The 20,339-nt window shown below is 34.3% G+C and carries 8 protein-coding genes; 1 reads left to right on the forward strand and 7 read right to left on the reverse strand.

What is annotated here, in order from left to right; genetic code table 11:
* Positions 1 to 64: 64 nt before the first annotated feature.
* The gene (locus tag ACYSNM_RS06235) at positions 65 to 9,670 is read right to left on the reverse strand and encodes a beta strand repeat-containing protein (RefSeq protein WP_461756100.1); all 9,606 of its coding nucleotides are present in this window, start codon (positions 9,668 to 9,670) and stop codon (positions 65 to 67) included.
* Positions 9,671 to 10,388: 718 nt separating this feature from the next.
* Here ACYSNM_RS06235 and ACYSNM_RS06240 point away from each other — a divergent pair.
* A complete protein-coding gene (locus tag ACYSNM_RS06240; RefSeq protein ID WP_461756101.1) occupies positions 10,389 to 11,024 on the forward strand; it encodes a nitroreductase family protein in 636 nt (211 codons plus the stop codon).
* Positions 11,025 to 12,457: 1,433 nt separating this feature from the next.
* On the opposite strand, the gene ACYSNM_RS06245 is transcribed toward ACYSNM_RS06240, so the two are convergent.
* From ACYSNM_RS06245 to ilvD, 6 genes are all read right to left on the reverse strand, one after another.
* Complete coding sequence (locus tag ACYSNM_RS06245) at positions 12,458 to 12,976, reverse strand: methylated-DNA--[protein]-cysteine S-methyltransferase (protein WP_461756102.1); 519 nt, start codon at positions 12,974 to 12,976, stop codon at positions 12,458 to 12,460.
* 123 nt (positions 12,977 to 13,099) lie between these two features.
* Positions 13,100 to 14,344 (reverse strand): threonine ammonia-lyase IlvA, encoded by a 1,245-nt coding sequence (gene ilvA / locus ACYSNM_RS06250; protein WP_461756103.1) that lies wholly within the window; start codon positions 14,342 to 14,344, stop codon positions 13,100 to 13,102.
* Complete coding sequence (gene ilvC / locus ACYSNM_RS06255) at positions 14,341 to 15,387, reverse strand: ketol-acid reductoisomerase (protein WP_461756104.1); 1,047 nt, start codon at positions 15,385 to 15,387, stop codon at positions 14,341 to 14,343. Before ilvC ends, ilvA begins: the two co-directional genes overlap by 4 nt.
* A 29-nt stretch (positions 15,388 to 15,416) precedes the next feature.
* On the reverse strand, positions 15,417 to 15,923 hold the full coding sequence (ilvN, locus tag ACYSNM_RS06260; protein ID WP_461756105.1) for an acetolactate synthase small subunit: 507 nt from the start codon (positions 15,921 to 15,923) through the stop codon (positions 15,417 to 15,419).
* 17 nt (positions 15,924 to 15,940) lie between these two features.
* Entirely contained in the window at positions 15,941 to 17,635 is a 1,695-nt protein-coding gene (ilvB, locus tag ACYSNM_RS06265) for a biosynthetic-type acetolactate synthase large subunit (protein WP_461756106.1), read from the reverse strand.
* A gap of 8 nt (positions 17,636 to 17,643) precedes the next feature.
* On the reverse strand, positions 17,644 to 19,329 hold the full coding sequence (gene ilvD, locus ACYSNM_RS06270) for a dihydroxy-acid dehydratase (protein ID WP_461756107.1): 1,686 nt from the start codon (positions 19,327 to 19,329) through the stop codon (positions 17,644 to 17,646).
* Positions 19,330 to 20,339 lie beyond the last annotated feature (1,010 nt).

Here is a 20,339-nt window from a genome sequence, read left to right on the forward strand (position 1 = left end):
TCCAACTATAGTAAAACAAACTAGTGTACTTCAAAAAAAGTACACTAGATGAATTAGTTTATGATTAGTCCTTTATTTGTAAAACAATATTGAAGTAAGTTTTACCTGTTGGTACTGCATTGGCTTTTATACTATAGCTCATTACTCCTTCATTACTCAAACTTACATCAGAAAACACATCCTTATCATAATAGGTAATAAAATAATTTAATTTACTACTATCAATGATTGGTAAAGCAGGATTGGTTCCTGCCCCTGGATTACTTACCATTGGCTCCTGAAACTGTGTTGCATATTGTTGGTATAAATCCATAGTACCACTCTTCCCAGATACTACTTCTACATATATTGCAGGTAGGTAAAATATCTTACTCATTGGGTTAGAACTACTTTGATTCATCGCTTGAAAACTAGCTCCACCTTTACCATCTGCAGTTAAAACATAACCACTATCACTACCATCAGAAGATATTTTGGAAGGTAACACTCCTTTATCTCGTATAACTGTTCCACGAACTGACTCTGCTTTTAAATGATTAAAGTCTACTGCATCATTTACAATCTTATCACCAGTAATTGCTTTATTATCAATCTTATCTGTAGTAATTGCAGCTTCTTTAATAGCATCCCCATAGATAGCGCCTTTTTGAACTTGATTATTAGCTACAGCATTTAGACTAATAAACTCATTCGATATAGAGTTTTTTCCAAGAGTCAACTGGGCGTGTTGCGCTAAAGCACCTTCACCATTACTAACTATAATTGGTCCATCTGAGGTTAAATTACCATCTGCTTTCATACCCACAGGTGGAGAGAATACAGCATTTCCATTTCCATCCGCTGTCAAAACACTACCTGAAACTGCATTACCCGCTACTTGCTTAGAGCTTATTTTATCTGCTGAAACTCCATTAGTTGCAATTGCATTTCCAAATACTGCCCCAACACCCAGTTTGGCATTTGTAACACTTGCCGGACCTAGTTTATCCGTTGTAATTCCTTCATTTTTAATGGCATTACCATAAATCTCACCATAGGCTATATGAGAAAACTTAATAGCTGAATTAGCAATTTTATCAGAAATTACTGCACCACTAGCAATTTTCGGACTAACTACAGCCCCATCTGCAAGTTGTACGGCGCTTATTGAATTATTTACTATATGTGTGGAATTTACAGAATTATGATTAAGCTCTAAAGTAACATCTTTAAAAACGGCATTATCTCCACCTGATACACCAATGGTTTCAGAACCCTTAAGGTTACCAGCTCCAGTAGTTCCTGATCCACTTCCAGTAAAGGCAACAGTTCCATCACCTTGAACGGTTAAGACACTTCCTACGGTAGCTTGTTCTGGATCGATTTTTTTGGCAGTAACCCCTTTATCTTTAATTACAGTACTATACACGGACCCAGTGGCTAATTGATTAAAACCAACCGCATTGTTGGCAATTTTACCTGTTGTGATATTTTGATCTTTAATATGCTCTGTTAGTACCGCTTGTTTTGCGATTGTTCTACTTGAAACAGCTGAATTTGCCAAATGAGCTTCCAAAACATTTTCATCTATAATATGTCTTGAACCAATAGCATCGTCGGCTATTTTTACTCCAACAATACCTTTATTAGCAATTCCAATACTAAGATCTTGTAAGGCTGCTTTATTACCAGTTGCTATTGATAAACCATCTGTACCAACTACATCTTTACCAGAGGACACAATACTTTGAGTCATGTCTACAAACTCCGCGCCTCCTTGTCCATCTGTAGCTAATACCAGAGAAGCAGGTTGACCTGTAGAACTAATTTTATCTGCTGAAACAGCAAGCTCATCAATATGTTGGTTTTTAATACCTTTAGGAGCAACACCCATTTCTATATTTTGTAAAACTGCTTTATTACCAGCAGTTACAACAAGGGAAACATCTGTAGTTAAAGTTTTACCTTGACTAGTGGTTAAATCCGATAAACTCGTAAAGACAGAATTACCTTTACCATCACTACTTAACACACTTCCAGCTACAGAATTCTCTGCTCCTTGCTTAGAACTAATCTTATCACTTGTCACTGCATTTGTGTCCAAATGTTGGTTTTTAATCCCCTTATTTGCGATAGCAATACTAGTTGAAGCTAGCAAAGATTTATTATTTGGATCTACAGAAATAGAACCATCACTTGTTAAATCAGCGCCATTACCTGAAAAAGCATTATCATTTAATGCCACATAAGCAACTGTTCCATCTCCTTTAGAGGCTAAAACAGTATTCTTTGGAGCACTTTCTGATCCAATTTTAGATGCAATAATAGCTTTATCTGCTACTTTTACACTTTGAATACCACCATCTTTAATTTGAATAGTAGTTGGAGCTAACACCGCATTTAATCCTGTTGTACCATTTCCAAATTCTAAAGCTTCTCCTACCTTTAAGTCTTCTCCTCCACTTAGAATAGCTTCTTTTAATACATAATCAAAACCACCTTTACCATCCGTTACTAAAAGATAATCTATATCTACATTTGTTCCATTTTCTTTGGAACTTAAAAGATCAGAGGTTATACTATTTTTAGCAATTCCAATACTTACATCTTTTAGTAATGCATTAGTAGGATCTCCGCTATTTACCACAATTACATTGTCAGTACTTAAATTACCAGCTGTTTCTGTTATAATATCCCCTAACTCACCCCAAACAACACTATTATCCTCTCCACTTAGTAGAACACTTTTTGCTGTAACTCCCTGTGAAGACATTTTATTTGCTGTTACACTTAAATTAGCAATAAGGGGATTAGTAACTGCATTAGGTGCAATATGGTTAGTTTGCACCCCCTCACTAGCAATGTCCATAATCACATTACTTAAAACAGTATTTTTACCTTCATCTTGAATGCTTAAGGTTCCTTCACTTGTAATTTTTCCTGTATTAGTAATTAAATTAGGAGTAATTGGTAAATATTCTACCGATTTACCATTTGCAGTTACTGTTGCTACAGCTCCTGTTGGGGCATTTCCACCTGTTAATTTATTAGCTCCAATAGAAGTATTCTTAATTGATAAAGTTACATTTTGTAATACTTTATCTTTCCCAGCTTCAGAAGCTGCGATTATTTCATCTGTTAAAATACTACCTTTATTGCCAATTAAATCAGCTGAAAGATTTTGGTAAGCAACTACTCCTTGCGCATTTGCCACCGCCACTCTATTTGCAGTACCCTCACCTGCAGTTAATTTTGAAGCAGTTATGGTAGTATTGGCAATATTATTATTGGTTATAGTCTCTGAGGCAATATGTGTTCCAGTTACACCACCTTGGTTAATTTTTACATTAACTCTTGTAGTAGTATCTCCATATAAAACATTTTCCCCATTTTCAACTACTAAAGAGTTATCACTTGTTAAATCTCCTTGCATAGCAGTACTTACAGCATCTTTTGCAGGTAAAAAATTAGCATTTCCAGAACCATCGGCAGCTAGAATTGACCCCTTAGGACTATTTTCACTTCCAATCTTACTAGCCGTAACCGCTAAATCATCAATGTGGTCTGTTTTAACCCCATCTTTATTGATTTGTAAAGAAATATCTTGTAATAAAGCGCTTGAAGCCTGGCCATCACCACCAATAAGTAAAGACTCATCTACAGTTAATCCTTTAGCTGTAATCGCACCAGAAAAAGGTTGAAAAACAACAGATCCATCTTTTTGAGCAACTGGAACAAAGCTTTCTTTTCCTTCTCCAGCAAATAATTTATCTTCTGTAATTGCTTGACTAGCCACTTTTGTATTAGTAACCCCACCTTGAGCAATAGAAATCTTCATTGGATTTAATACCGCTTTATCTGCAGTCTCTAGTGTAATAGAGTTATCAGCTGCTGACATAGGTTTCCCCATTGCTGCAATAGTATTGAACACCTGCTCTTGAACTTGTGTGTTTTTTGAAATTTCCACAATATTTTCAATAACCGCTGCTGGTATATCAATTACGCCAATTGGGTTATCAGAAGATTTATCATAGAAGGAATACACTCCATCTTCTTCAGTAATAGAAAGTGTATTTGCATCAAAGGTTATTCCTTCTCCAATCTGATTTCCGTTAGCATCAAAATCGGATTCATTAAAGTAAGTAAAAGTCCCGTTTTCATTATCTTTTAACAAAGTTACTGTTTCATTGGACTTAATAATTTCTTTAATAATAACATTACTTCCATCTACCCATTGTACATTTCCTAATTGATCTGTTACTAATAATTGTTTAAGACCCCCTGGATTAATTTTTGCTGTGGTTACCGCTTTATCCGCTATACTTAAGGTTACATCTTGAGCAATCACCTTCTCTAAAGAGGTTCCATCATTAATTAAAATACCATCACCAGCTAAAGTACCTTGTGAAAAGTTTTCCAGTGTTTCTAAGCGCTCAATAATATCCGTGATAGCCTCTTCTACATTATTATATGTAATAGTAGAATTATCTTCAAACACAATACTACTTGCTCTTGTATCAATAGTAGCAATAGGAAGGTCACTTTCTTTATCTGTAAACACATAAACAAAAGGTGTACTTTGAGTAATAGTTAAGGTATTTGCATTAAAGGTTGTACCTTTTCCTTCAATTGGCTTACCTTGAGCATCTATACTTTGCTCATTATAATAGGTAAAGGTTCCATCGTTATTATCTACAATTTGTGTCACCGTTTCCCCTTTCTTTACAATTTCTGTAAATACAGGATCCCCAGCTTCTGCCCAAGTTACACTTAGACCATCTTTTTGTGTAGTTAAAATACTACTAGGTGAGCCAGGGGCAATTTTTTCTGTTGTTACAGCCTTTGTACCTAACTTTTGACTGGAAATCGATAAATCGGCAACATCTAATTTCACATCTTTTAAAGTAGCTCCCGCTCCACCAGTGATATCAATTGTACCACCTTCAGAAGTAATGCCTTTTCCTGTGTTGACAACAATATCCGTTAAAGCTTTATAGGATGCACCTCCATCTCCATCTGATGTTAAAACTAATCCATCTCCAGCTTCACCACTACCTAGCTTATCTACTGTAACAGCTTTTTTATAGATATGTTCTGTTTTTACTCCACCTTGGCTTATTTGGATATCAACAGGCGTTAAAGCAGCCTTATTCATAGAAACCGACAAGCTACCACTTTGAGAAGTTATAGCCGTTCCATTTTGTGTAGCATAATCATTTAACGAAGTAAACACCGCGTTACCCTGTCCATCTGCAGTAAGAATACTTCCAGATGCGGAGGTATCAGCTCCTTGCTTAGAGCTAATTTTACCACTTGTTACAGCCAAATTGGCAATATGCTCATTCTTAACTCCACCTTGTGCAATACCAATGGTAACTTCTTTTAATACAGAAGCATTACCAGCAGGTATATCCAAAGATCCGTCGGAAAGCATATTAGCACCTTTTCCAGCTAAAGCAGCGCTATTTAATTCTTGATAAATAACATTCCCTTGCCCATCTGCAGCTAAAACCATATTAGCTACCTGATCACCAGAATCCATTTTATCTACGGTAACGGATTTCTCACCTAATTTAGCATTAGTTACTCCACCATCATTGATATCTAAGGTAAAAGGCTTTAATACAGCATCCTGTCCATTAGATCCTCCAGCAAAACTTAAGGCAGTAGTCAAAGATAAGTCTGCGCCATCTACTGAAACACCTGCTTGTGACATATAATTAAATCCTCCCTGACCATCTGATACTAAAAGGAGACCGTTTTCTACATTTTCACCATTTTCAGTAGATAAAAGTTTATCCTTAGTAATGCTATTGTCCTTAATTCCTAGGGTAAAATCCTTTAAAACAACACCTTTTCCATCGGTGGCTCCAGCTTGTATTTCAATAATTCCATCAGTAGATAAATCAGCTGCATCATCCATAAATTCAGATACTGGTGCCCATTTTACTCCATCGTTAGCATCACTGGTTAGAACTAGATTTTCTGCTACACCTTTTGAAGTTAACTTAGTATTGTCTATCGTTTCATTATTAATATTAGACCCTTCAATGGTTAAATTCCCTATTTTTGTTCCGGTAATAGATGCATCTGCAATAGATAAAGATAAACCTTTTAATACGGTATTATCTTGACTATTGGCAGTAGTAGAATTTTCTGTATTAACCACTATGATTCCATCAGTAATTACACTAGCTCCACCTTGGATTGTATTTGCCTGAATAGGTAAATAGCTAATAGAACCATCTGCATTAACTGTAGCAACGCTTCCTTGTACATCTGTATCTTTAGATCCTAACTTATCTGAAGTAATACTTTGATTATTAATACCTAAAGTCACTGCAGTAAGTGCTGCAGATTGTCCATTTTTAACATTTATAATAGCATCTGTATCAGAGCTAATAGCTTGACCATCTCCAATAGAAGCAGCATCTATAGATCCAAAACCAACTGTATTGTTGGATAAAATCATAGCAACGTTTCCTACATCTTCTCCATTTGGGTCAATTTTCCCAATGGCTAAAGAAGCGTCTTTAATGTGGGTATTTTGAACAGCATTAGGGGCTATATTTATACTTTTAACTCCAGCATCTGCGATTTGTATGTTTACGTTATTATCTCCAATAATAACATCTGTTCCATTTGACACAGTCAAACTACCGTTTGAAACAATATCTCCTTGAAAAGTCTCTTCTAAAGCTTTATCTACAGATTGAAAACTCGCTGAATTGTTTACCCCTGCAGTTAAAATATAACCATTTTGATTAGCACCAGAGCCAATTTTATCAGCTGTTACAGCTTGAGTAGCTATATGCTCTGTTTGAATACCACCAGTTGCAATCTTTATCTCTGTATCGTTTAAAACAGATTTCCCTCCGCCTGTAATGTCGATAGAACTATCCCCTGTTAATGCTTTTCCATTATTTTGTACTGCATTAATTATGGTATTTTGAACATTATTATCACTTATAATATCCTCAAAGTGATTAATTACAGTACCAGGAACATCTATAGTAGCAATAGGAACATCATTAGAACTCTTATCAAAGAAATCATACTTTCCACTTGGATTGCCTTGAGCATCCTTCTGTTCGATAATTTTTAAAGTATTGGCATCAAAAGTAATTCCTGTTGGTGTACCTACAACATTTCCTTGAGAATCAAACTCTACTTTATTATAATAAGTAAAGGTACCATTTTGGTTATCCTTTAATAAAGTAGATCCAAAAGGATTATTGATAATTTCTTGAATAATCTGATCGCTACTATCTACCCAGGCTACTTTACCATCCGTATTTGTTACTAAAAATTGATTCTTGGCTGAAGCTGGCTCAATTTTTCCTGGTGTTACAGCTGCATCATTAATATGAATTGTTTTAACTCCATCTTTGGCGATAGTAATATCCATTTCATTTAAAACGGCTTTATCTCCACCTTTAATACTTAAAGATAAATCATCAGAAGACATGATTTGCCCTTGATTGGCAATTACATTGTAAATATTTGTTGGATTATCTCCTTCATTAATGATGGTATTTAAATTATCCCCAACGGTTCCTAAGATGTCAATTTCAGCTAAAGGGTCTCCACTTCTAGTTGCACCATCTCTAAAAATAAACAAACCAAGTTTTCCACTATTTTCATTATCCTTGTTTATCGTTAAGGTATTTGCATCAAAAAACACCCCTGGACCGTTTGGTAAACCATCTTTACCGATATCCTGCTCATTATAATAAATAAAAGTACCCTCTAGTTGACTTGGAACCAGTTGAGTAACTTTCTGCAGACCATCTATTACCCCTTTTATAGGCTCATTTATAAGTGGAGTCCACTGAACTTCCCCATTTAAAGTAGTTAAGAAGTATTTATCGTCTCCTGGCTGTATTTTCGCTGGGGTAATTCCCTTATCTGCTACGGAAATAAACGTTTCACTTAAAACAGCTTTATCTCCATTATTAATAACAATAGAACCATCTGTTGGCTTTAATGACTGTCCATTAGCCGCTACAGAGTTAAATATTTCCTGAGATACTGTAGTATCCTCAAGTATAGTTACAATATTATCTTGAACAAGTTGTACTACATCAATTACTGCTAAAGGATTAGTCAAACTAGTCTTACCATCTGTAAAAGTAAATACACCTTTACCACTGTCTTGTATAGCTAAAGTATTGGCATCAAAAAAGGTTCCTTGTCCAGTTATTTTTCCACTTGCATCAAAATCTGCTTCATTAAAGTAAACAAAAGTCCCATTATTGGCACTAGTATCTAACACAGTAATAGTTTGATTTTGAGCAACTACTTCTTTTAATATTTCATCTGTAGCCTCAATCCACTGTACCTTATTATCTTTGGTAGCTAAAAGGTATTTGTTGGTCCCTGGTGCAATTTTTTGGGTTGTTACACTTTGATCGATTAATTTAGAAGTAGATACCGATAGATTAGCAAGCTTGTTTTGAGTGATAGCACCGTCTTCAATACTTAAGGTCATATCTTTAAGCACTGCTCCTTGTAGTGAAGTAGCATTATTAATTAAAATACCACTCCCCTGTACAGTAGCAGGGTTTAATTTTAACGTTTCTACTTTCTCAATTATATTCTCTACTACTTCTTGTAGGTTATCTCCTTGAATTACCGTACTACTGTTATCAAAATAAATAGAATCCGCTTGTGTACTAATAGTCATTAAAGGATGTTCTAATGAAGTCATTCCATCATAGAAGTCATAAATCCCTTTTTCTGAAGGACTGCTTCTCTGTACAATACGAAGAGTATTGGCATCAAAGTTTACTCCTTTTCCTAATATCGGCATACCTGTTGTAGGATCAATATCTTTTTGGCCATAATAGGTAAAACTACCATTATTATTATCTATTAAGATTGGCATAAAGACTTTACGCTGCAAAATCTCATCGATCATCTCACTAGTAACCGTTATCCATGTAACTTTACCATTAGCATCTGTGGTTAAAATTTGCTTAGCCTCTCCCCCTTGTAATTTAGCAGGTGTAATACTATTGTCATTAAGGGATAATTGCGTATTATTTAAAACTGCTTTATCCCCACCAACTACAGCAATCATGGAGTCTCCACTCAAGCTTTTGGCATTTGCAGCAATCACTTGTGTAATGGAATTAACCACTGACTCATCTTGTAAGATCTCAGTGATATTATTGATTACCTCCCCTGGTATATCAATAGTAGTTTGAGTGTTATCCTCTGAAGTATATACATATACTCCTTTACCTTTATTATCTAAAGTTGTTATAAGATTAATGTCCTGTAAAGGAACAGAAACAATATGTCCTTTAGAATCCTTTAAAAATAAAGTAGAGTCTACTAAATTAACGGCAAATTCCACATTGGTTGCACCATCGAAAGAGAAGTCCTCTAAATCTATAGAAGTTATCAATCTTACCCATCGTTGGTCCATCCAATAATAATAACCAGGCTCAACACCTTGTGCCTTAGCTGTATTAAAAACTAGTAAACTATTTGGGTTTCCTTTGTTTGGATTAGTCGTTAAATCCTTTAGGGCTACTCTAGGGATTAACACCCCTTTTAGCTCACCTTCTTTAGCTTGTATATCAAGTAAAGAGGAGCTGTTTGGGCGGAGAGTTCCAATTCCAACTTGGGCTAAGGCAAAACTCGAGACCATTAAAAGTGCGACGGAGAGTACATTTTTTTTCATAAACTAGCTGCATTTGTTGTATTATATCTATAAGAACTTTTTAAGGACTCCCTTTTCAAGAATCCTCGAGTATTCTAAATTAAAGCCTAATCCAGGATAAACAGTACATGCTTAATTCACTCAACACTTTATAAAATGAATTAAACACTCTATTTATTTAACACAAAATGTCCTTCTACATACCCTAAAAGAATAAAAAACCACCACATCATCAACCATATTGTTTTTACCTCAATTAGACATCTACAATTTATAGATTATTATTCAAATTTTACAGAAATTAGCAGTTTTTATTTAATATTTTATACATTAAAACATTGAACAATTCTTATATTTATTAACATAATAAGCTAACTGTAAAAAAAAATTACACAAAACTGTTGATTTGGGTAATTTTGTCAATAAACTAGAAAAGACATTTTTAATCAAAAAATCGCAAAATAAATGAATAAAATATATAAAAAGACAAAATAGTCTGTATTAAAATACGATATACTCAATTTTAAGCACTTAAAACATATAAACCAAAAAACAATCTACCTAAAATAAGAACTTATAGAAAAACATTGCCACCATTAAATTTTAACTAAAACCCAAATCCTAAAAAACGGTTTTCCAACAAATCTTTACCTTTACTTTAAGATGGTTTTTTTCTAGGTACGGCTAAAAAGCCCTATATTGTCAACAACAGAGCTATTAAAATTAAAAATAACAGTACATGAGTTTAATTGAAGATTTACAATGGAGATCGGCTACTAAAGCCTATGATCCAACAAAGAAAATCAGTAAAGAAGATATAGATAAGATATTACAAGCTATCAACCTTGCCCCTAGCTCCTCTGGACTACAGCAATACCGCATCCTTGTTATTGAAGATCAAAAGACAAAAGATTTACTAACTCCTGGCGCATTAAACCCAGAATGTATGAGAGACTGTTCTCATATTTTAGTATTCGCACCTTGGGATGGATATACAGATGAGAAAATTGACCAAGTATTTAACGCCTCTACTAAAGCAAAAGGATTAGAAGATGGAAGATTTAATTCTTATACAGATCAGTTAAAGAAATTATTTAAAACTTGGACTAAGCAACAACAAGTGGATCACGCTGCAAAACAAGCATACATAGGTTTAGGTTTAGCACTTGCCCAAGCTGCAGAGTTAAAAATTGATGCTACACCAGCAGAAGGTTTTGACAACAAAGTCATTGACCAAGTTTTAAACCTAGAAGAAAAAGGATTAAAAAGTGCTGTATTACTTTATTTAGGATATAAAGATCCTGAAAAAGATTGGAACTCTGCTTTACCTAAGTTCCGAATTGGAGTTGACCAATTAGTGGAAGAACATCTTTAAGATTACTACTATATAGTCCCGTTTTTTTAAAGCGGGATTTTTTTGTCCTTATTATTTCCTATAAAAATTGTACTACAAATAGGGATAAAAAAAAAGTTCCCTAAACAGAATTGGAAGCCTGTTTAAGGAACACATTAGAAAACAACAGTTTTTTCTAACACTGCAATAGTACGACAAATTTTTCACATAAAGCCTATATTTCCCAGTATTCTCAAAGGTTATTTCCACTGTATCACCCTATATATTGTGTATCAATACGCTAAGTAGGGAATTATTTTCAATATAATTTTATATAGAGTTATAAAGTAGGTTGTCTTTAGTGTCTATAATAGGTTAATCAATACTTTTAGATTACATTAAAAGTTAATTTAAGTCAAAAAGTTTTGAAAAACTATCTTGACAAAGCAACATGGCCAAGACAAAAAGCAAGTAATCCCATAAGCATACTATTTTATACTACTTGAGAAGTATCTAGTTTTAAACATAACAAAAAGTCAGATATAAGCAATGAATAGTAGTCTTTTGGCTCTTTTAGCATGTTTGCTTTTAATTAACTAGAGCTTCCCTTTACTTGCGCAACTCTCTCTACAAAAGCGTTTTAATAGGTTATATTTATTTTTCTATTTTCAAGTAATTTTGTAATTTTAATAGAATTTAAATGCCTCTTTATACCAAACAACTAACTATTAATAAGAGAGTTACTATGAAAAAATTTCATCCGTTTTTTACAATTGGAACAGTGGGAACAATTGTGATAGGATCCTTGCATATTTTTCTAGCATTGGGATTATCCTTAACTACTGCTCATTCTACCTTTTTCGTCCTTTATCCAGTGTTTTTCACCCTTCTTATAATCGGCTTTGCATTGACACTTAAAAAACAAAAAGAAACTAAGGTGGTTTAAAAGTATTTTTTGAAAACTTACACGGATAATTACCCCGCGGATAAGGTATCAACCAAAGCATTTTTGCTTGCAATCAAATAAAAGGTAATCATCCGTGTTATTTACATTGTTTTACTATAAATAAGCTACTGAAATAATAGGTATTCGAAAAGATTTTATTTACTACGTTAGATCTATACCTTTTGTAAAGTAATAAAATGATCCGTGCTTTATTTAGATAAAGCAGTACTTTAGAAGTTAGAAGACAGTAAATAATTAATAGAGTTAAAAAACAAAAGTAGGTATAAAAAAAAAGTTCCCTAAACAGAATTGGAAGCCTGTCTAAGGAACGCACTAGAAAACAACAGTTTTTTCTAGCACTGCAATAGTACGACAATTACTGTAGTATACAAAGGTTTTTCTCTTTATTTTCAAACCTTTTTACAACCTACTAACTGTCAGTTATTTACTCTCTTTTAAAAAGTAAATAACTTTGATATTATCTTTAAAAAATCCCAAAAAAGACTTTACATAAGGATGTTTTTCTACTTTAAAGCTCCAATCTATAAGCTTTAGTCTCCAAATCAATCAAATATTGCTTCCTATAAAGGCCCCCTGCATACCCTGTTAATTTACCATCTGTACCTACAACACGGTGACAGGGAATTAAAATCATAATGCGATTTTTGGCATTAGCACTAGCAATTGGGCGAACACTAGAGGGTTTACCTAGTAACATAGCTTGTTGTTTATAGGTAATAATCTGACCGTACTCTAAGGTTAATAATTGATCATAAACTAAGTCTTGTAAACTACTAGAGTCGATATCCAATAGGGTATTAAACCTAGTTAACTCTCCAGTAAAATAAGCTTCTAATTCTTGTTGCAAGAGCTCAATATGCCTATTTACCCCTAAAACAATAGGAGCGTTATATCTTTTTTCTAATTCCTTTATATCCTTTTTTAATAAAAGGTGGTCCTTAAACATAAGATAGCAAATTCCCTTAGGAGAACTTACAGCTACTATATCCCCTAAGGGACTAGAAAAAATGCTTTGCAAAAGTGTCATACTTATTCTTTTAAAATAAACTTCTTACGTAAATATAATAAATTACTGCTTTTCAACACAATAGGAGAAAAAATACTTTATAAAAAAAGATCCACCTTAAAAGATGGATCTTTTTATAATAATCTAACCTACTAAATGAGTAAATAGGTCTTCTTTTTCATTTAAATATCTATAGTTGTAATTTCCTTTTTGTAATCCATCGATAATATTGGTGTAATCCTCTTTTTGCTTTAACTGAATACCTACTAAAGCAGGTCCACTTTCGCGGTTGTTCTTCTGAGAGAATTGAAAATAAGTGATATCATCTTGCTGGCCTAAAACTTGATTTACAAATTCTTTTAAGGCTCCTGCTCTTTGAGGAAAATTAATGATAAAATAGTGTTTAAGACCTTGATATAAAAGAGATTTCTCTTTGATTTCTTCGGTTCGGGTAATATCATTATTACTTCCACTTACCACACATACTACTGTCTTTCCCTTGATCTGTTGTTTATACATATCCAAAGCTGCAATACTCAGAGCTCCTGCAGGTTCTACCACTAAGGCTTCTTCATTATAAAGCCTTAAAATGGTGGTACAAACCTTTCCCTCTGGGATACTTACCACTTGGGACAGCCCATCTTTACAAATTGCAAAGTTAAGCTCCCCTACTCTTTTCACAGCAGCTCCATCCACAAAGGTGTCTAGAGTTTCTAAAGTAGTATTTTGCTGATTAAAAATCGAGGTTTTCATACTACATGCACCTTGAGGTTCTACCCCAATTATCTTGGTTAAAGGACTTAAAACTTGAAAGACACTACATATTCCCGCAGCTAATCCACCTCCACCAATGGGTACAAAAATAAAATCAATTTTATTTTTTAGATCTTCTAAAAGTTCTAATCCAATAGTTGCTTGTCCTGCAATAACTAACGGGTCATCAAAGGGGTGAATAAACTGAGCTTTATGCTCCTGGCAAAACTCTTTTGCATAAAAAGAGCAGCTATCGAAGCTATCTCCCTTTAAAACAATCTCTACCTTATCTTTGCCAAACAATTCCACTTGCTTAATTTTTTGCATAGGTGTAGTAGTTGGCATAAAAATAGTAGCCTTAATATCTAATAATTTACAAGCATAAGCTACTCCTTGTGCGTGATTACCAGCACTAGCGCAAACCACGCCAGTACTTTTTTCACTTGGATCTAAACTTGAAATCTTATTGTAGGCACCGCGTATTTTATAGGATCTAACACTTTGAAGGTCTTCTCTTTTTAAATATACATCGGCATCAAATTCCTGACTTAGATTTTGATTTTTGATTAAAGGGCTATGCAAAACTACTTTTTGTATGTTCTTTTTTGCAGAATAAATAGTGTCTAATGAAATCATGCTTTTGAGGGTCTTAATTTACGAACTTCCACTCCTGTTTGCCATAGCTCACTATTGCGTACTTGTTCTAATTCTTTTTCTAATTTTTCACGGTAATCTTTTTTACTATTGGCATCTATGGTAATTTGAGCTTCCTCCCCGCTAGAAACACTTTGGTATAATTGCTCTAGAACTGGCCTTGTTGCATCTTTAAATCTATCCTTCCAATCTAGGGCTCCTCTTTGAGCGGTAGTAGAACAGTTAGCATACATCCAATCCATTCCATTTTTAGCCACTAAAGGCATAAGGCTTTGGGTTAATTCCTCTACTGTTTCATTAAAGGCTTCACTTGGAGTATGTCCATTAGAGCGTAATACATCATATTGAGCTTCAAATATTCCTGCAATAGCTCCCATTAAAACGCCTCTTTCTCCAGTTAAATCACTGTAGGCTTCTTTTTTGAAAGTTGTTTCAAATAAATACCCAGATCCAATACCAATTCCTAAAGCTAATGCTCTATTTTTAGCATTTCCTGTTGCATCTTGCTCAATTGCATAACTAGAATTAAGCCCACAACCCTCTAAAAATAAAGTTCTTAAAGAAGTACCTGATCCCTTTGGAGCAACTAAGAAAACATCTACATCTTTAGGAGGATAAATTCCTGTTCTATCTTGGAAAGCAATACCAAATCCATGAGAGAAGTATAGTGCTTTACCTTTAGTTAAATGCTTTTTCATTGACTCCCAAGCGTGAATTTGACCAGCATCAGAAAGTAAGTTCATCACTAGAGTTGCTTTTTCACAAGCCTGTTCTACTTCAAATAGATTTTTGCCCTCTACCCATCCATCTTTAATGGCTTTATCCCAGCTAGAAGTACCTTTTCTTTGTCCTACAATTACATCAAACCCATTGTCTCTTAAGTTTAGGGCTTGACCTGGTCCTTGAACTCCATAACCTATTACAGCAATTACTTCGTCTTTTAATATATCTTTCGCTTTATCTAAAGAAAATTCTTCTCTTTTTACAACGTTTTCTACTACTCCTCCAAAATTAATTTGTGCCATTTTTATTGTTTTTTAATTGGTTTATTATTTTATAAATATTGGTTTATTTCTTGATTCTCTCTAGTGATAACTATTGGTGTACTTTGGGTAAACTCCAAAACTCCAAAACTTTTTAACTGTTCTAATAAAGCTTTATTTTCAAAAGAACTACCTGTTTTCTCCACCACTACAAAGCAATTATCTTTTTGTATTACCCTTGCCTTGTTTGCAAAAAGTACTTCTTGTAAATCTTCTTGTACAATAGGGTTGAAGTTCAATTTATATAGGGCCAGCTCTTGACTTACTACATCACTTTGTCCGTAGTAAAAGACCTTATAAACATCAATGAACCTTTCTATTTGTAAGCATATTTTCTGAATTTGCTCCAAAGAACAAACTACTTGCATATTGTATTTTTGCATCTTACCCGAAGTAGAATCACAAAAGCGAATACTTTTTATTTTTAAGTTCCTACGGCTAAATACATTTACTATTCGATTTAACATCTCCCTGGAATCCTGGGTGTAGATATTAAGGGTATATACATTATTTTGCATCTGAAATCCTTTTTAAATTAACTAAGACGTACCTTGGAAACACAAGCTCCAGTTGGAATCATAGGGAAAACATTTTCTTGTTTTGCCACTTTTACCTCCAATAAATAACTCTCATTACTGTTTAGTAGCTCATCTAATGCACTACTCATTGTATCTGGGCTTTCTACTTTATCCCCCTTTATATTATAACTCTTTGCTAGGGTAACAAAACATGGACTTTCTATATTAGTATGGCTATACCTATTGTCGAAAAACATTTGTTGCCACTGCCTTACCATTCCCAAGAAAGAGTTATTTAAAATAATAATCTTTACAGGTATTTTATTTTGCATTATTGTTCCCAACTCTTGTAAAGTCATTTGAAAACCACCATCTCCAATAACAGCAATTACTGGACGATTTGGCGCTGCGACTTTAGCCCCTATCGCTGCTGGTAAGCCAAAGCCCATTGTACCTAAGCCTCCACTTGTAATATTGCTTTTACTTTGATTGAAATGATAATGACGAGCTGTAATCATTTGATGTTGTCCCACATCGGTTACAATAATTGCCTGTCCTTTAGTAACATGGGAGATATAATCTACCACTTGATTCATTTTTATTTCACTATTTAAAAAAGAGTCGCTATTGCTTTGCAAAGATTTTTCCTCATAGGTCTTCTCTGTATGAAATTCCTCTAGCCATGTGCTGTGATCCTTAGGCTCTAAAAGATTAATCAATCGTTTTAATGCTTGTTTTGCATCCCCTACTATAGCTACATCGGCCTTTACATTTTTACTAATTTCCGCCTTATCTATATCTAGGTGAATTACTTTGGCCTGTTTGGCATAGGTCTGTAAATTACCCGTTACCCTATCATCAAAACGCATCCCAATAGCAAAAAGCACATCACACTGATTGGTTTTAATATTAGGAGCATAATTTCCATGCATACCCAATAATCCTACATAAAAAGGATTATCACAAGGCAAGGCTCCTAATCCTAAAAGAGTACAAGCCACAGGGATGGTTGTTTTTTGAACCATTTGCAGTAACTCTTTCTCAGCTTTAGAAAGTATTACCCCTTGTCCTACCAAAATAAAAGGACGTTTTGCATTATTAAGCAGTATTGCCGCTTGTTTTAAAGCATCCTCTGATACTGGTGGGTAAGGAATATAACTTGGAATATCTAAGCACTTTTTATAATTAAAGTCCATGTATTCAAATTGTGCATCCTTGGTAATATCAATGAGTACTGGTCCAGGTCTACCTGAGCTAGCGATATAAAAAGCTTTAGCTAAAATGGTAGGTATTTCACTAGCCTTTGTAATTTGATAACTCCATTTTGTAACTGGTAGAGACACTCCCACTATATCGGTCTCTTGAAAAGCATCTGTCCCTAATAAGGAAGAACTAACCTGTCCGGTGATACACACAAGTGGAGTAGAGTCAATAAAGGCATCGGCTAATCCAGTAACTAAATTAGTTGCTCCTGGTCCCGAGGTAGCAAATACTACCCCTGTCTTTTGACTAACTCTAGCATAGCCTTGACCTGCGTGAATGGCTCCTTGCTCATGACGAACTAAAATATGTTCCAATTCTTTGTCATAATCATAAAGAGCATCGTAGATGGGCATAATAGCCCCACCGGGATAGCCAAAAATAGTTTTTACTCCTTCCTGCACTAAGGTTTTCACAACAGCCTGAGCTCCAGTGATTCTTGTTGATTCCATAAATAATGTTATTGGTTATAATAATCTGTTATACATCCTTTTGAGGCATCGGTCACACTTTGTACATATTTATACAATACCCCTTTTTTGTGTTTTAGCTCTGGTCTTTGCCATTGCAATCTTCTTTGCTCTAATGCCTCTGGGCTTAGATGAACATTGATGGTATTGTTTAGAGCATTAATACTAATGATATCATTGTTTTGTATTAGTGCAATGACTCCCCCATCATAGGCCTCTGGAGTAATATGGCCTACCACAAAGCCGTGGCTACCCCCGGAGAATCTTCCATCAGTAATTAAAGCCACATCACCTCCTAAGCCAGCGCCCATAATTGCCGAAGTCGGCTTAAGCATCTCTGGCATACCTGGGCCCCCTTTTGGCCCACAATAACGTATAACTATTACATCCCCTTTTTGTATTTGTCCCCTTTGAACACTTTTTATCACCTGGTATTCGTCGTCGAAAACTCTTGCTGGTCCTTGGAAAAAATCCCCTTCTTTTCCACTTATCTTAGCAACGCTTCCCTTTGGAGCTAAATTCCCAAATAGCATTTGTAAATGCCCTGTACCTTTTAAAGGTCCCTCTAATGGTAGAATCACCTTTTGCCCCTGAGATAGACTTGGTAAGTCCTTTAAATTCTCTTTAAGTGTTTTACCTGTAACGGTTAAACAATCCCCGTTTAATAATCCCTTGTCTAATAGATATTTCATCACAGCCGGTACCCCTCCTACCTTATGTAAATCCTCCATTAAATATTTTCCTGAAGGTTTTAAATCCGCTAAAACTGGTATAGTGTCACTAATTTTTTGAAAATCCTCTAGTGTTAGGGTAATATCTACTGAATAAGCCATCGCAATTAAGTGAAGTACCGCATTGGTAGATCCTCCTAAAACACTTACTAATACCATAGCATTTTCAAAAGCTTCCCTAGTCATAATATCTCTAGGTTTTATATCCTTCTCAAGTAAGTTTAACATGGCAGCTCCCACATCCATACACTCCTTTTGTTTTTGCTGACTTAAAGCTGGGTTACTCGAGCTATAAGGCAAACTCATTCCAAGAGCTTCAATGGCTGAGGCCATGGTATTTGCTGTGTACATTCCTCCACAAGCTCCTGCTCCTGGACAGGCATTTTTGATAACCCCTTGATAATCCTCTTTACTGATACAATGATTGATCTTCTTACCCAAAGCCTCAAAAGCAGACACAATATTTAAATCCTCCCCTTTGTATCTTCCTGGGTGAATTGTCCCACCGTAAAGCATGATACTAGGCCTGTTTAATCTACCCATGGCTATTATAGAACCTGGCATATTTTTATCACAGCCTGGTACTGCTATAAGACCGTCATACCACTGGGCTCCAACTACAGTTTCTATAGAATCCGCTATCACATCCCTAGATACTAACGAGTATTTCATCCCGTCTGTACCGTTAGAAATACCATCACTAACCCCAATAGTATTAAAAATCAGTCCTACCAAATTTTGATCATTCACCCCTTGCTTGACTTGTTTTGCTAGATCGTTTAGATGCATATTACAAGTGTTACCTTCATAGCCCATACTAACGATTCCAACTTGCGCCTTGTCTAGGTCTTGCTCGCTTAATCCAATGCCGTAAAACATGGCTTGAGCTGCTGGTTGAGTGGAATCTTGGGTTACGGTCTTGCTGTATTTATTTAAATTTTTCATTTTAATTCGTACTAAAAAAGGTTTATCAAATGGGATTTTATTCTATTATCCCGAGCTAGTAATTTTTGATTTTTATTTTGGGTGTAAGGGTAGTATTCAAAACATAGTCACTACCAATTTAACTTAAAAAGAAAAGCCTTTCTTCTAATTTTAAGAGAAAGGCTTTAATTAAAACATAAAACTTTCTTTCTCTTTATGGCCCGTGTAGGCTCTTAAAAACACAAACACTAATATATATAACTAAGATTTTCATACTTTTTTTAATTTTTGGATAACAAAAAAGCCTTTCTCGTGTGACGGAGAAAGGCTTTGTTTTATATATAACAATAGAATACCAATCTCCTTATGGGCAGCAAATAATAATTAGAAGGACAATAAGAAGAAGAATATTTTTCATAATAATAGTAATTGTAATGTTATTGAATAATGTGTAAAAAAAAAGCTCTCCAAAAAAACTGGAGAGCTACAAATATTTTATATGGTTTAAAAATAGTTACGACCTCCCGTTGCGTTAAGTGATAATCACTAGCACAATAATAATTACAGGAAGAAGGATAACTAAATTTTTCATTTTTTGACTTTTTATTTTTTGACTTTTTATTTCGTTTTGTCTTTCACAAATATAGAAATAGATTTTAATAAACCATGGTTGTTTTTTAAAAAACATGCATTTTTATTAAAAAAGTATTTTTTATCAAAATTAAAATTGTTAAATAAATTAACTAAAACGAAAGAAATAGAGCTAAAACAACATTGCGCAATACTCTGTAAATAAGCAAGTTGCAACGCACAACCAAAAACCAAGCCAATTCTCTATTAAAACCGGATTAGAATGAGGAAAAAAAAGTAAAATATTTTTATATTTTTTTTACATTTTATTCAAAAAAGTATTTTTATTAAATAAATAAGCTTTTTTAGCACTGACTAATTAGCATTTTTAGTCTACTTTCAAGACTATTGGATCTGAAAAAGACAAAAAAAAATTACATTGAGCATATTTCATAGACAGA

Source organism: Myroides sp. LJL116 (genome assembly GCF_054871685.1).